Source organism: Halomonas sp. IOP_6, assembly GCF_021151565.1.
GTDB classification, from domain to species: Bacteria; Pseudomonadota; Gammaproteobacteria; order Pseudomonadales; family Halomonadaceae; genus Vreelandella; species Vreelandella alkaliphila.
In genome coordinates, this window is record NZ_JAIRBO010000004.1 from 351093 (window position 1) to 365764 (window position 14672).

Here is a 14672-nt window from a genome sequence, read left to right on the forward strand (position 1 = left end):
AAATGACGTACATCTTCTGGAACCAACAACCCACAATACCCAGAGAGAGCAATGACTATGTATTCGCTAAAAACGCCGCTCTTAACCGCTATCCTCAGTGCTGGCTTGATCGTTGGCACTGCGGCCCAAGCAGAAGAACAGCTTTTAATTGGCTCTACCTCCACATCCTCTAGCCAATACGGCTATTTCGTTGCCGTTGGGCAAATTATTAATCAGCATGTGGATGGTGTGCGCACCTCGGTAGTAGAGACCGGTGCCACGGTCGACAATTTGCGCCGCATTTTAAGAAACCAGGTCGATATGGGCCTCGTCACCACCAACGTGGGCTATCACGCCTATGCGGGTGAAGGTGAGTTTGAAGGTCGCCCTGTGGATAACCGCCTTCTTTGGGTCTACTCCCAAGCACCACAAAATGTCGTGATGCGCGAAGATTCTGGCGTTACGAGCATGGCAGAACTAGACGGCGCGCGCCTTAACCCTGGTATTACCGGCTCTGCTACCGAAGCCACGACGATTGCCGTTATGGAGACGCTTGGGCTCACCCCTGAGTATGTGCGCGGTTCTACTACGGATGTGGTTGCCGGTGTAAAAGATAACCGTATGGCGGGATACGTTAAATCTGGCGTGGGTGAAAAGCTGGATGGCTCCTCCATGGATATTGCGACGTTTACGCCGATCCAAGTGCTGTCGCTTAGCGATGAACAAGCTGAAATTCTGAATGAGCAAATGCCAGATATTTCTGTCGTTCACATTCCTGAGGGAGCAGCTGATGGAGTGCCAGCTTACTCCACTTGGAGCTTTGGCTTAGCGATGCATGCAAGCCCAGAGCTTGATGAAGAAACGGCCTACCAAATTGTTAAAGCCGTGATGGAGAATCCCGAGCCGCAAGTCAGTGCGCTAGCTAACCTTGCCGATGTTGATATCGCCGAGCTCACCCTAAACAGTGGAACGGTGCCCTTTCACCCAGGTGCCGCGCGCTATTTTGAAGAGCAGGGATACGAGATTCCTGAACATCTGATGCCGTCAGAATAAGGCGAGGAGCTCGATTCCATGCGCAATAAACTGCTCATGCTGGTCGCCCTGTTTTTGGGCGGCTTCATTTTCTACACCTCAGCGACCGGGCCTTTTGAAAGCTTGGTTCACCGCAGTCTCTTTCTTGCGCTGGTTATCGGGCTGGGGTTACTCACTTATCCATTGGGCGCTGGTAAAGCATGGCGCCCCTTAGGGATAGTCATTGATTGTTTATTAGCCTTGGGGGCAATAACCGCCTGCCTGTTCATTACTTTCAACGCTAATAGCATTCTGACCACCTTACCCTGGGCAACGACGCAGGATATGGTGTTCACTGCCATTTTAGTGGTGTCCATTTTGGAAGTTGCCCGACGGGCTATTGGATGGGTATTTCCACTACTAGTGGCAATGGGTATCGCCTATGCTCTGCTGGGAGACCGACTTTCAGGACCGCTCAGCCATCGAGGTTTTGATACTAGTTTCGTGACGGAAACGCTGTTTCTCGGTGATTTAGGCGTATGGGGGATGCTACTCGGCGTAGCCGCTACCACCATTGCCGCGTTTGTACTCTTTGGAAGCTTGCTGCTCCACACAGGTGGTGGCCAAACCTTTATTGATCTTTCAATGCGCATTGGCGGGCGTAGCCAAGGGGGGGCCGCCAAAATTGCGACGGTGGCTTCCAGCCTGTTCGCTATGGTCAGCGGAAGTGCGGTAGCCAACGTTGCCACTACGGGCAACTTCACCATTCCTATGATGAAACGGCTCAAGTACCCACCGGCCTTTGCTGGCGGCGTTGAAGCTGTTGCCTCCACTGGGGGCCAGATCGCGCCGCCGATTTTAGGCGCGGCGGCGTTTATCATGGCGGAGATACTTGGTGTCAGCTACGTCACGATTGCCCTAGCTGCCGTATTACCCGCGTTCCTTTTCTATGTGGCTGTCTTTTTTACGCTGCACTTAGTAGCTGTGAGAAGCGAACTTCCTTTAGTACCTGAAAGCGAGCTTCCCGCGTGGCCAGATGTACTCCAATTTAAGCGTCTAACCCCTATTGTTGCCGCGTTGGGTGGCTTGTTTGGTGGCGTTCTTAATGGCTACTCCATCCAATTCGCAGCTTTCCTGGGCATTACCTTTCTGTTGATCAGTTATCTTTTCTTTGCTCTCTTGAACCGAACGCCGCCCCGTCAAATCGTACGTTCGCTAGTGACAGGCCTGGAGGATGCCGGCAAGGGCATGGTCATCATTGGCGTTTTGCTAGCAGGGGCACAGATTTTGGTGGCAATGCTCAACCTAACGGGTATTGGCGTCACGCTTTCGACGCTAGTAGTCAGTGTCGCTGGTGAGCAGGTTCTCCTGGTGGCGCTAATTGTCGCGGTCATCTGCCTCATTATGGGCATGGGCATTCCTACCACCGCAGCCTATGTATTGGTCGCCGCTGTACTGGCGCCTGCGCTAACCCGCATCGGGATCGAGCCGCTGGTTGCCCACCTGTTCGTCTTCTATTTTGCGACCATCTCTGTCATCACTCCGCCCGTGTGCATTGCGGTTTTTGTTGCCGCTGGCATCGCTAAGGCTGGCTGGCTACAGGTCGCTGGTCACGCGATCCGCCTAGGGGCCACCACCTACATTATCCCTTTCCTGATTCTGGCGTACCCCGCGCTTATCGGTTTAGGCGATGCCTGGGACATTACCTTAGCCGCTGCTCGTGCCATGGCCTTTGTCTTGGCTTTCGCCGGCATATTGGGGGGGGCCCGGCTCTTCGGCAACCGATGGCTGGATAGTGCGCTACTGGCAACCTCAGGGCTATTGGCGCTGGTGCCGAATATCGCACTTGGGTTATTGGGCATTGCGAGCCTGACGGGGCTCTATCTATGGGCGTGGCAATCCTCTCGGCGTATTGCACTTCAAGGAGTGGAGCTATGAGTCATCAAGGAGTGAGCATGACGAATATTGTGATGATTGGTTGTGGCACTATCGGCATTAGTTGGACCGCCTACTTTCTTTCTCGCGGTTTACATGTCACCGCTTTTGACCCGGATGCCACCGCCCGCGCCAACTTTACTCAGCGTGTGGCTGAGGATATGCGTGCCCTTGGCACCGATACCCGCACGCCCGTGGTAGCGCAAACACTGGCAGAGGCCTTACAGGGCGCAGAGCTGGTCGTCGAAAATGCGCCTGAATCCGTAGCGCTCAAGCAACAGCTATTAGCAGATATTCAACGGGCAGCGCCATCGCAAGCGTTGGTGGTGAGCAGCACCTCCTCTTTAAAGCACTCTGATATCACCCAGGGTGTGCCTGCGCCTGAGCGCATTATTATCGCTCACCCCTTCAACCCACCCCACCTAGTCCCTCTGGTCGAACTCTATGGGCCAGATACTGAGCTGGTGCAGCGATTGGTCGATTTTTATCGAAGCATCGGTAAGCAGCCGGTGATGTTACGTAAAGAGATGATCGGTCATATTGCGAATCGCCTCTCTTCGGCATTGTGGCGGGAAGCGCTTTATCTATTACAGGAAGGCGTGGCCAGCGTAGAAGACATCGACCTGGCTGTGACGGCAGGCCCTGGATTGCGTTGGGCCATTCAAGGGCCGTTCCTGACCTATCATCTGGGTGGTGGTCAAGGGGGTATTCGCCACTACTTGGAACACCTCGGCCCTAGTCAGGAGTATCGCTGGGCAAGCTTAGGCCAACCGACCATGAACGACGAACTTTATGCGCAAGTGATCCATGGGGTGGAGTCGGCTACGCATGGCCAATCACTGCCTGACCTTTTCTCTGAACGAGATCGTCAATTGACGGCTATTCAGCAAGCGCTAGCGACTAACGTAAAACAGGAGGAGGCCCGATGAGCGCCTCACCTTGTTTGCTAATGGTTGCTCCCAACGGGGCTCGGCGCGTCTATCAAGACCATCCTGCCATCCCACTGACCCCGAAAGAGCTCGCGCGGGATGCTCAAGAGTGTCTAGCGGCTGGCGCCTCAGCTATGCATGTGCATGTGCGTGAAACCGACGGACGCCATTTACTTGATGCTGGTGCCTATCAAGATGCGATTAGCGCCATTCAGGATGCCGTAGGAGATCAGTTACTCCTTCAGGTCACCAGCGAAGCCGGTGGGCGTTATTCGCCTTCAGAGCAGAGACGTGTCATTGAGGCGTTACAGCCAGACTACGTTTCTATCGCGGTGCGTGAATGGTTCGGCGATGCTTATGAGGTTCGAGCCAGTGGCGAGCTGTGCCGTTACCTGGCAAGTTGCGGCACTCATATTCAATATATCGTTTATTCGCCTGAAGACATCATCTATTTCAATCAGTTAAGAGAGAAAGGTGAAGTGCCTAATGGCCCGGCTTTCTTACTCTTCGTGCTTGGGCGCTATGCGGATCCACCCATTGCCGATCCAAACCGCCTACCGAGCTTTTTACACGCATTAGTGGTTGGCGACCATTGGGCGGTCTGTGCGTTTGGGCCGACCGAAGGTGATTGCTTAGCGCTGGCAGCCCAGCAAGGTGGCCATGCCCGCGTCGGCTTTGAAAATAATCTATGGCGAGCGGATGGCCAACTCGCGACCAACAATGCCGAGCTAGTCGCCGCGACTAAAGCCCGTATTGAAGCAACGGGACGTCGGGTGATGAGCGCATCCGAAGCACGTCGTTTTCTTGCACTTACCACCGCTGCTAACACGGGGGTGACCTTATGACGGTCGTAGTAGGTTGTGGCGCGGGTTTCTCTGGTGATCGTACCGATGCGGCTAGGCCGCTGGTCGATGCCCTCATGTCTTATGATGCCCCTCGTGCGCTGATGTTTGAAACACTCGGGGAGCGCACGCTGGCGGCTGCTCAGTTACGCCGGATCAAAAACCCTGACAGCGGCGATGAGCCGCTGCTGGAAGAGTTTTTATCGCCTGTTCTGAGTGACTGTCTGGCTCACCACATTACGATTTTGGGTAACTTTGGCGCGGCTAACCCAGATGCCGCGCGTCGTCGCATTCAGCAGTTGGCTAAGCGCTTAGGCCACTCTCAAGCGTGCTTGGCCACTATTCAAGGCGATGACGTAAGAGATCGCCTGCATGAGCTCGACTGGCTGGCTTGGGAAGGCGAAAAGCGCGCAATTTCAACCTTAGAGCAAGTTGTTGCCGCTAATGTCTATCTCGGTGCAGATGCCCTAATAGAGGCAATGACCCAGGGGGCTCAAGTCGTGATCACAGGACGCGTGGCCGACCCTTCACTGGCGCTTGCTCCTATCTGCTACCACCACGACTGGGCAAGCGATGATTGGGACAGACGGGCAGCAGGGGCATTAGCAGGTCATTTAATCGAGTGCGGCACGCAAGTGACGGGTGGCTACTTTGCTGACCCCGGGGTGAAAGACGTGCCTGGCATGGCTTCGCTGGGGTATCCACTTGTCGAAGTTGAGCGTAATGGGCGACTCGTTGTGACTAAACCCCCAGGCACAGGGGGCTTGGTCACTGAGCAAACAGTAAAAGAACAGCTGTTATATGAAATACACAACCCCAGCGCCTACATCACACCGGATGTGGTTATTGATCTTGAGCATGTTTGCATAAAGCAACTGGCCAAAGACCGTGTTGAAGTTACCGGGGTACGTGGCAAACCCTCGCCAGCGCGGTTAAAAACCACCGTTAGCTTCCTCGCAGGCTATCAAGGTGAAGCTGAAATATCTTATGCGGGCCCGAATGCTTTCGCCAGAGCACAACTAGCCAGAGAGACGCTGCGTCAGCGTTTGTCATTACGCTGCCCCGCCGATCTGCGCGCCCGTTACGACTTAATTGGTGTTTCTAGCGTTTTTGATGGCGATGCCCACCTAAACACTCAACACAGAGACGCAACAGCGAGCGACATTCGCCTTCGCCTCGCGGTAGAGCATGCTGAAAAATGCGTAGTGGAGCGGGCAACACAGGAGTTATTAGCACTTTATTGCTGTGGACCAGCGGGCGGTGGCGGTATACGTCGGCATCATACTCAGCGGTTAAAAACCGCCTCTTATCTAGTACCAAGGCAGCAAGCTGCTCCTGTTGTAACACTGCATAAAGGAGAAGGTGATGAGTGAGCTATTGCACCGTTACGCACATGCCCGGGCAGGCGATAAAGGTGACCGACTAAGCTTAGGGGTTTTTGTGTATCAGGAGGCTCACTATTCCTGGCTCATCGAACAACTCTCGGCATCAAGCGTTGCCGCGCTATTTGAGCATCGAGGCGTTAGTCACGTAACCCGCTACTTACTACCACATCTCAATGGAATGAACTTAGTTCTGGATGATGCGCTACAAGGGGGAGTTAATGGCGCACTCAACTTAGATGGCCACGGAAAAACGTTGTCGGCCTTACTGTTATCTATGAAAGTAGCGTCACCCCCAACTTAACTGCACTAATGAAAGTCAGTAGGCGTTCTTATTTTTAGACCATGACGTTTGAACTTGTAGAGGCGAGGAGGTGTGAGATGGTGCAGCCTCTGTTCAGCCCATCAGAAGCTGACTGGCTAGGCCACCTCCCACCAGAAGTAAGCCAAACAGGATGAACCCCAGTATAAAAGGGCGGATACCCAACTCCTTGAGCTTTTCGACTCGGGTTTCAAACCCCAGTGCGGCCATGGCCATGGTCAACGCAATCTGACCCGCCAGAACGAGTATCTGATGGAGGCTGCTAGGCAAGTGGATAACACTGTTGAACACAATCATGGCGATGAACCCGAAGGCAAACCAGGGGATTATGGGCTTGCCCGCCTCTGATCCTGAGTCACGGGCCTGCTGACGAAGCCACCATTGCCCGACGATCAATAGGAAGGGCAGCAGCAGTATCACGCGAACCATTTTGACAATGACAGCACTGGCCAATGCCTCGGGGCCCACCGCATCAGCAGCGGCCACGACCTGGGCGACTTCGTGGACAGTCGCACCGATATAGACCCCAAAGAGACCTTCGTTCATTCCCGCAAGCGGGTATAAAAGAGGGTAGACAAGCATTCCCATTGTGCCGAAGAGTACGACAGTGGCGACGGCTATGGAGGAGGCAGCGGGCCGCGAACGAATGACCGTTTCGGTTGCGAGCACCGCCGCTGCACCGCAGATGGCACTGCCTGCACTTGTTAATAGTGTTGTTTCACGATCCATACCCAGTATGCGGGTGCCGATCTGATAGCCGATGATGAGAACACTGCAGATCACCACCAGATCCAACAGCAACACCTTAAAACCAAGGGCGAAGACTTGTTGCAGAGTTAATGACAGTCCAAACAGTACAATGCCGCCCCGCAGCAGCCAGCGGGTGGCGAATGTTAATCCTGGTTGAGTACTGGGAAGGCGGTGTGCAAGAGGCAGGTTACCCACAGCCAGGCCTAACAGTAAGGCGAATACCAATGGGCTAATACCTTTGGAAGCGAGTCCGGGGAGGTTAGCCAAGCCAAAACCTGCCAAGGTTAGGGTGCTACACAGAATCAGACCTTGCCACATGATGCTTTCTCTTGTTGGTGCGTACGTGGCTAGCATAGGGGCAAAAATGCTGTATGGTTATCAACATATAACCATATGGCTGTTCGGTAAAAACGATATATGACCCCTCATGTGACTTTTCGCCAGTTACAGGTTTTTGTCGCTGTTGCTCGTGACGGCACGGTTATTGCTGCTGCTGATCACTTAAAACTGTCTCAATCGACTATTAGCCAATCGCTCTCAGATCTTGAGCGTCATCTGGGTGTCGAGCTTTTCGAGCGGCTAGGCCGACGCTTGCAGCTCAATAGCATGGGAAGCTACCTGTTACCCCGTGCTGAGCGCCTTCTGGAAGGTATGGCCGATTTTGTTGCTGTCGCTGAGGATCCCGAAAGCCAATTGCAGGGCACGCTTAATATATCGGCCAGCGCTACCACGGGGACCTATCTGCTCCCCCCTCTGGCGGGATACTTCAGCAATCAGAACCCGAGGGTGGATCTTCGGCTACGATTGCGTAATACCGGAGAGGTGATTACGGATCTGCTGCGTTTTGATGCCGATTTGGGGCTGATCGAAGGGCAGTGCCACGAATCGCGCCTGAAGAGTGAAACATGGTGCGAAGACCAGCTTGTGATTGTCTGTTCCCCACAGCATCCCCTTGCCAGGAAGGAGTGGCTGGATGACGCTGATATCAGAGCTGCCGCCTGGATACTGCGCGAACCTGGATCAGGCACGCGTGAAGTATTTGAGGCTGCTGTGTTACATCATGTCGAACGATTGCAGGTGCGCATGGAACTCAGTCAGCATGAAGCCATCAAGCAAGCAGTGAAAGCTGGCCTCGGTTTGGGCTGCCTCTCTCATCGCAGTGTGGAAGGGGAGCTTGAAAGAGGAGAATTGATTTCGCTGAACAGTGGGTTAAAGCTCACCAGGATTTTTTCATTGGTGTGGCATCCAGAGCGTTATCGGAGCCCGTTGTGGCAAGCGTTTAAGGTTTTTTTGATCGATAATCATGGCAATCCTCCAAAGTCAGGCAGGCCACAATAACTGGGTTCGAAATGTACAGCTAATATGTCGTGCACAGAGCCTATCGGAGACACTGCTTTTCACGCTCAGGCTGCCAGTAAATGGCATCAATTCGGTCACATCAGAAGCTCATCAGAAAGTACGCTTCTTAAAAGTCACGCTTGAAGAGGCGTTAGCAGCGCGAGCCCACTATCAAAAAGCTTTGGATCAATTGAGGCAGATGCCTTAACGACGGCAATTTGTTCCCAGAGAAGCCTGCGGTGCACGTCAGGTTAATTGACAGTACACCGTAGGCCAAACACTTATCGGTTGTAGAAGCTATTGTTTAGGTGCATCAGCGCTTTCTCACGGGACAATAACAACTAACCCCATAATAGCGGTTCACTACTCAATAACATCTCTCTTTAAATTACAGAGAAGTTGTTGCTGGACTGTTGTTTCTAAAATAAACGAAACAATATAAAGGAAAGTGAAATGAGTAATAAAAATCAAAATAAGTCATCTGATCTCGACTTCTCAGAACGGCCGGTTCCACTCGAAGGCCGAATGCCTAAATTAAATTTAATGATGGCTTGGTGGGCAGTTTGTAGCGCCATTTTTTATATGGTGGTGGCAGCGGCCATGGCCCGTAGCTATGGTACTACTAACGCACTGATCGGTATTGTGCTGACGGTGATTGCCTATGGCGTTATTAATGGTGTAATCAGTCGCTACTCAATGAAAACAGGGTTAACAGTTGCTTTGTTTTCAAAAATTTTATTTGGCCATTTTGGTGCTGTAGTTGCAACGTTGATCTTTTTTGCAACAGCTCTCTACTACGCCGTTTTTGAAGGTTACGTGATGGCTCTGGTGCTCTCTGAATGGAGCGGCACTCTTCCCATGGCTGTAGCTACTGCAATCGTGGTGTTTTTTGGGGTTGCATTGATATTTGGAAGTGTGCAGCACTGGCTCGATAAGTTTAATGGCGTGCTATTGCCGGTCTATGTAGTAGGAATGTTGATTGCGGTTGGCATGGCGATCGCTGAGTTTGGTTATCCCACTGGTTGGCTGACGCGTGTACCAGACAGTGGCGCCCCAAGCTTGGGGTGGTTACATACCTTTGCCTACTATATGGGTGTCTGGGTATTAATGATGTTTACCTTTGACTATGCGCGGTTTGGACGTACTGAAGACTCCGGCTTTCACACTCATATCACTTTTGGTATTCCTTTCTACACTATGACCTTCCTATTTAGTGGGGTGGTAGGCATTTTATTAGACTCTATGATACCTACGGACGGTCTTTCCGAAGCATCAATCGTACTAGGGTTACTGGAGTTGATGGGATTTGGTGGTTTGTTGCTGGTTTGGGTGACACAGAGTCGTATCAATACGGCCAACTTCTATCTTGCAACCGTCAATTTTGAATCCTTTATCCGCAAAGTAACAGGCATTCAGATGTCAAAAGTGGCTGCTGGGTGCGCTATTGGTGTCATTGCTTATGTATTGATGATGGCAGATGTATTTTCGTACATCCTCCAGGCGTTGGCATATCAAGGGGTCTTTGTGGTTGCTTGGGTGGGCGTCGCATTAGCGCATATCTTATCCAAAACCTATCAGGATCGTTTCAATGGTCATGTCGAATTAGATAACGCCTATATACCTGCCTTTAATCCTTGTGGTTTGCTGGCCTGGTGTGGCGCCACATTGACGGGCATTGTGATAATGAATATTCCTGCTATCGCTGGCTTCTCTGCTCCAGCCACTTTTGCTTTTGCCTATGTTGCTTATAGTCTTGGTCTAAAGTTTGCAAGAGAAGAGTGGTATGTTGCTAGTCTTAAATAGTAGCATCCAATTAATAAGTAATTATTTTATAGTTTGAATAGAGCTTTGCGTGGGCAGTTGAGAGCAAGTTGCTAACTTTTAGAGCAGCTCTGTCCACGTTTTTTTAAGACTTTTTTTAATAGCTTGTTAATACGTTTTTTTACTGGTTATTAATGAGGGTTCTTGGTTTTAGGTGGTTTTTTTGTTGGCATGAAAATATAAATATATATTTTCTTCTTTCCTCAAGCGAAAAACATGAGTAAAACAATTATAAGGAGTCGATATGCCTGATATAAGAGTTGCCGTTGACGCAGGTGGAACTTTCACTGACGTGTGTATTTATAACTCGTCCACTCAAGAGTTTCGTGTCACTAAAGTACCCTCTACGCCAAATAATCCCATGCAGGCAGTGATCAATGGGGTTAGGCGAGGTGAAATCGAACTGGCTGATGTAGACCTGTTCTTTCATGGAACGACTGTCGCTACGAATGCATTGATTACACGACGCTTCCCAAAGGCATCTTTGGTGACGACCAAAGGCTTCCGTGATGTTATCGAAATCCGCGATGGTACTAAAGATAATCTCTGGGATGCTTATGCGGATGTAAGCGGCCCCTATATTCGGCGGCGTGATCGCTTTGAGGTCACTGAGCGCGTTGATTATGCCGGTGAAATTGTCACCCCGCTGAATGAGCAGGAGGCGAGAGAGCTGGCACGTAAACTTAAGCGACGAGGCACCACAACGATCGCTGTATGTTTTATGAATTCTTATGCCAATGCACATAATGAGCAGCGCATGCGTCAGATTCTCGAAGAAGAGATTCCCGGCGCCAATGTATCTACGTCCTCAGAGATACTGCCCGAAATTTTTGAGCATGATCGTTTTAATACTGCAGTAGCCAATACGGTATTAGGGCCGCTGGTATCCGATTATGTTAAGCAGTTGGATGATGAGTTGACCGCTGGTGGCTACGTCAATGATTTACTGCTTTTACACTCTGGTGGCGGATCGATGACACCAGCGATGGCCAAACATTTTCCTGTACGTCTGGCAGCATCTGGCATTGCGGCCGGTGCCATTGCAGCTAAGCATATCGCCGAACAGTGCGGCTACCAAAATGCAGTCGGCCTGGATATGGGCGGGACATCAACAGATATTTCCCTAATCCATGATGGTGAACTGCGGGTAACCAAGCAGTGGGGTGTGGAGTACGGCCACCCAATTGTATTTCCTAGCATCGAGGTGCTGACCATTGGTGCTGGCGGCGGCTCGCTAGCCCATATCGATATTGCTGGTGCCTTACGCAATGGGCCCCAATCAGCTGGCGCGGATCCAGGTCCAGCTTGCTACGAGCGTGGTGGCATGGAGCCTACTAATACTGATGCCAACATAGCATTAAATCGCCTGGGTACTAGCTTGGCCGGTGGAGCACTAGAGCTTAACCGAGATAAAGCTATTGACGCGATCAAAGATAAAATCGGCCAACCGCTATCGCTAGAAACAGCCGAGGCTGCCCAAGCTATCCTAAAGGTAGCGAATGCCAACATGGCGGATGCTGTTCGCTTAGTTTCCATTCGCCGTGGTCTCGATCCGCGTGATTTTGCCCTGATTGCTTTTGGAGGAGCAGGTGCATTGCATGGCGCTGAAGTTGCCAGAGAGCTTGGTATCCCTGCAGTGATCATACCGCCCAATCCGGGGGTTACATCAGCCATGGGCTGCTTGCTAGTGGATATCCAGCATGATCTGTCGATGATGTATACCGCATCCGCTGATAGCGCTGATACTAATGATCTTGAGCATCAGTTCTGTGGCCTGGAGAAGGAGGCAGCCGATCGCCTGCGCCATGAAAACGTTGCGGATGAAGATGTCGTGCTTCAGCGAGGGATTTCAATGCGCTACCAGGGGCAATGGCGTTCACTGCAAGTGCCGATGAATAACAGCGCCCACTCACTAAAAGATGCGATGGAAACCTTTCATCAGGAGCATGAACGCCAGTTCTCATTCCGCCAGGATACACAGCCGGTCGAAATCTATCAGTTGCATCTTCGTGCCATTGGTAAAACTCCTAAGCCGTCGTTCACACCCTTTGAAAAGATTGTCGGTGCAACCGTAGAACCGCATGCTCAAAGGAATGTGTTCTTTGATGGCCAGTGGCACGCCACCCCCATTTATCAACGTGAAACACTTCCACCCGGTTTTGAACTGGCAGGCCCAGCGATTATTGATCAGTTGGATTCTACAACTGTCGTTCCCCCTAACACGACGGCGTTAATTGATGAGTGGAAAAACATCCGGATTCAGATCATCGAAACAGGAGAGCGCGCATGAACATGCCCAACAAAATTAACGTAGGCACCCTAGATCCGGTTACGTTTGAAGTGCTGAAAAATGCGTTTGCTACAAGCGTTGATCTCATGAGTGAGCAGATCCTGCGTACCTGTTATTCGTTTGTGATTTATTCCCGTGATTTTTCTTCTGCACTGTGTGACGCCAAAGGTAATACCGTTATGCAGGGCAGTGGTGATATCGCCGTGCACGTGGGCACTCTTCACTTTCAATGTAAAGCAGTATTAGAAGAGTTTGCCGATGATATTAAGCCTGGTGACGTATTTGCCATTAATGACCCCTACCGTGGAGGTACTCATCTTAATGATGTTAGCTTCATCCGGCCGATTTTCGTAGCTGATGAGATTATAGGTTTCGCCCAAAATAAAGGGCACTGGGCGGATATTGGAGGCAATGTTCCTGGATCTTTTGATGTCAATGCTAGTACTCACTTTAGTGAAGGGCTGCGGATTACTCCGATACGGGTCTGGCGTCAAGGAACCTTCTTACATGATGTTGCTCAGTTGCTGGTTTCCAATACGCGGGCTCCGAGTCAGGCACTGGGCGACTTGCATGCGCAAGCGGAGGCCACTGCCGTGTGCGAACGAGAAATCCTGCGCCTGGTTGAGAAATATTCCAAAGAAACAGTTATCGAAGCCATGCAGGAGACACAGGACTACGTCGAACGTATCGTATTGAAAAGCTTGGCGGACATGCCTAAGGGCGAATGGGAAACAGTGGATTATATTGATGTCGATCCTGCACAGGGAGAAGGCATGGTTCCTATTTGTATTAAGCTGAAACTAGATGGTAACGGCATCCACTATGACCTATCAGGCTCGGCACCAGCCGTCTCCACCTTTCTAAATTCTGGTTATGGCACAACCCACTCAGCCATTTACGCGGGTACTAAGACATTCTTTCCAGATGTACCGCTAAACTCAGGCTTTTATCGAGCCGTGACAGCAAATATTGGTGAAGAGGGCAGTGTGGTTAATGCAGGCTGGCCGCATGCAGTGACTGGCTTTTGCTCGGGCCCCTACGAAAAAATCATGAATGGTGTCTTCGAATTATGGAGCGGTATCATGCCGGAACGGGCCATGGCCTGTGCCTTCAATTTAGAGTATTTGTTGATTGGCGGTAATGATGGACGAACAGAGTCAACTAACTACTTTATGTGGTATGACTGGATGGCGGGAGGCTGGGGAGGCCGCCAAACGAAGGATGGGTCTTCGGCAACATCCCCTGTTTTTGGTACAGGTCTCGCTGTGCAGCCTGTAGAAGGTCAGGAACGTCTTAACCCAGTGTTGACGATGTGTCATGAAATCGGCATGGACTCAGGTGGCCCAGGGCGTTTTCGTGGTGGATGTGGGGTGCAGAAAGGAGGAGTGCTTACCAAGGTCGACAAGACAGTAATGAGCTATTGCTGTGACCGTGGTCGCTCGGTAACTTGGGGGCTTAATGGCGGCCTACCTTCCGTTCCACACGGCGTGTGGATTAATAAAGGCACTCCAGATGAAAAATATCTGGGCGCAACATTCTCCAATGTGCCAGTGCATTCAGGCGATACGTTTACACGACCCTCCGCAGGTGGAGGAGGCTTTGGGGACCCGCTAAAGCGTTTGCCTGAAGAGGTGCTTGAAGACGTTATTGATGGCTACGTCTCAGTGGCTCGGGCTGAGCTAGATTATGGGGTGGTGATTACCGTAAACGATGCAGATATTGATGATTATGCGATAGATACTGAAGGCACATCTAAAGTTCGGGATATGATTCGTAAAGAGCGCCATCAATGGTTACAGTCACCGCCTGAACAAGTGGCTCGCCAATACCGTGATGGTGATTTAGATGTACTGGATGTGATTCGTCGTTATGGCGTGGTGCTTGATTGGGGAACTGGCGAATTGCTTGAAAAATCAACCCAGCAATACCGTGAGTCACTGCGCAGGCGTTCATCGGACCATTGGGCATGATCCAGGGTATTTTTATCGCCATTAATAAAAGCCATTGAGGCCTACGACTCGTCGCCCCGCCGCAAATTTTGGTGGGGCTCTAACGACTCGATGATGAGGCGAA

Annotated in this window: 11 protein-coding genes; 10 read left to right on the forward strand and 1 reads right to left on the reverse strand. The window is 51.3% G+C overall.

Annotation, left to right across the window (positions count from 1 at the left end; all coding sequences use genetic code 11):
- Positions 1-57 precede the first annotated feature (57 nt).
- From K7H08_RS10045 to K7H08_RS10070, 6 genes are read left to right on the forward strand one after another with little or no spacing between them, the layout of a single operon-like run.
- The gene (locus tag K7H08_RS10045; protein ID WP_231657823.1) at positions 58-1032 is read left to right on the forward strand and encodes a TAXI family TRAP transporter solute-binding subunit; all 975 of its coding nucleotides are present in this window, start codon (positions 58-60) and stop codon (positions 1030-1032) included.
- Positions 1033-1050: 18 nt separating this feature from the next.
- Positions 1051-2928, forward strand: a complete 1878-nt coding sequence (locus K7H08_RS10050; protein WP_231657824.1) for a TRAP transporter permease — start codon at positions 1051-1053, stop codon at positions 2926-2928.
- Complete coding sequence (locus K7H08_RS10055; protein WP_231657825.1) at positions 2925-3854, forward strand: 3-hydroxyacyl-CoA dehydrogenase NAD-binding domain-containing protein; 930 nt, start codon at positions 2925-2927, stop codon at positions 3852-3854. The genes K7H08_RS10050 and K7H08_RS10055 overlap by 4 nt, the downstream gene beginning before the upstream one ends.
- A complete protein-coding gene (locus K7H08_RS10060; protein ID WP_231657826.1) occupies positions 3851-4699 on the forward strand; it encodes a 3-keto-5-aminohexanoate cleavage protein in 849 nt (282 codons plus the stop codon). The genes K7H08_RS10055 and K7H08_RS10060 overlap by 4 nt, the downstream gene beginning before the upstream one ends.
- Entirely contained in the window at positions 4696-6069 is a 1374-nt protein-coding gene (locus K7H08_RS10065; RefSeq protein WP_231657827.1) for an acyclic terpene utilization AtuA family protein, read from the forward strand. The genes K7H08_RS10060 and K7H08_RS10065 overlap by 4 nt, the downstream gene beginning before the upstream one ends.
- The gene (locus K7H08_RS10070; protein ID WP_120386128.1) at positions 6062-6382 is read left to right on the forward strand and encodes an AtuA-related protein; all 321 of its coding nucleotides are present in this window, start codon (positions 6062-6064) and stop codon (positions 6380-6382) included. The genes K7H08_RS10065 and K7H08_RS10070 overlap by 8 nt, the downstream gene beginning before the upstream one ends.
- Positions 6383-6475: 93 nt before the next feature.
- On the opposite strand, the gene K7H08_RS10075 is transcribed toward K7H08_RS10070, so the two are convergent.
- Positions 6476-7468 carry a YeiH family protein gene (locus K7H08_RS10075; RefSeq protein WP_095603511.1) on the reverse strand — a complete coding sequence of 331 codons (993 nt, stop codon included), beginning with the start codon at positions 7466-7468 and terminating at the stop codon, positions 6476-6478.
- Between the two features lie 99 nt (positions 7469-7567).
- On the opposite strand from K7H08_RS10075, the gene K7H08_RS10080 reads away from it, so the two are divergent.
- The 4 genes from K7H08_RS10080 (at position 7568) to K7H08_RS10095 (ending at position 14569) form a co-directional block, all read left to right on the forward strand.
- Complete coding sequence (locus K7H08_RS10080) at positions 7568-8488, forward strand: LysR substrate-binding domain-containing protein (RefSeq protein WP_231657828.1); 921 nt, start codon at positions 7568-7570, stop codon at positions 8486-8488.
- 453 nt (positions 8489-8941) lie between these two features.
- Positions 8942-10291 (forward strand): purine-cytosine permease family protein, encoded by a 1350-nt coding sequence (locus tag K7H08_RS10085; protein WP_231657829.1) that lies wholly within the window; start codon positions 8942-8944, stop codon positions 10289-10291.
- Positions 10292-10553: 262 nt separating this feature from the next.
- Positions 10554-12599, forward strand: a complete 2046-nt coding sequence (locus K7H08_RS10090; RefSeq protein WP_231657830.1) for a hydantoinase/oxoprolinase family protein — start codon at positions 10554-10556, stop codon at positions 12597-12599.
- A complete protein-coding gene (locus tag K7H08_RS10095; protein ID WP_231657831.1) occupies positions 12596-14569 on the forward strand; it encodes a hydantoinase B/oxoprolinase family protein in 1974 nt (657 codons plus the stop codon). The genes K7H08_RS10090 and K7H08_RS10095 overlap by 4 nt, the downstream gene beginning before the upstream one ends.
- Positions 14570-14672: the final 103 nt, after the last annotated feature.

Excerpts from the sequence above, each read along its gene's own strand:
- K7H08_RS10050 (WP_231657824.1), top strand. The coding sequence starts at position 1,051 with ATGCGCAATAAACTGCTCATGCTGGTCGCCCTGTTTTTGGGCGGCTTC.
- K7H08_RS10095 (WP_231657831.1), top strand. The coding sequence starts at position 12,596 with ATGAACATGCCCAACAAAATTAACGTAGGCACCCTAGATCCGGTTACG.
- K7H08_RS10045 (WP_231657823.1), top strand. The coding sequence starts at position 58 with ATGTATTCGCTAAAAACGCCGCTCTTAACCGCTATCCTCAGTGCTGGC.
- K7H08_RS10055 (WP_231657825.1), top strand. The coding sequence starts at position 2,925 with ATGAGTCATCAAGGAGTGAGCATGACGAATATTGTGATGATTGGTTGT.
- K7H08_RS10060 (WP_231657826.1), top strand. The coding sequence starts at position 3,851 with ATGAGCGCCTCACCTTGTTTGCTAATGGTTGCTCCCAACGGGGCTCGG.
- K7H08_RS10075 (WP_095603511.1), bottom strand. The coding sequence starts at position 7,468 with ATGTGGCAAGGTCTGATTCTGTGTAGCACCCTAACCTTGGCAGGTTTT.
- K7H08_RS10085 (WP_231657829.1), top strand. The coding sequence starts at position 8,942 with ATGAGTAATAAAAATCAAAATAAGTCATCTGATCTCGACTTCTCAGAA.
- K7H08_RS10090 (WP_231657830.1), top strand. The coding sequence starts at position 10,554 with ATGCCTGATATAAGAGTTGCCGTTGACGCAGGTGGAACTTTCACTGAC.
- K7H08_RS10080 (WP_231657828.1), top strand. The coding sequence starts at position 7,568 with ATGACCCCTCATGTGACTTTTCGCCAGTTACAGGTTTTTGTCGCTGTT.
- K7H08_RS10065 (WP_231657827.1), top strand. The coding sequence starts at position 4,696 with ATGACGGTCGTAGTAGGTTGTGGCGCGGGTTTCTCTGGTGATCGTACC.
- K7H08_RS10070 (WP_120386128.1), top strand. The coding sequence starts at position 6,062 with ATGAGTGAGCTATTGCACCGTTACGCACATGCCCGGGCAGGCGATAAA.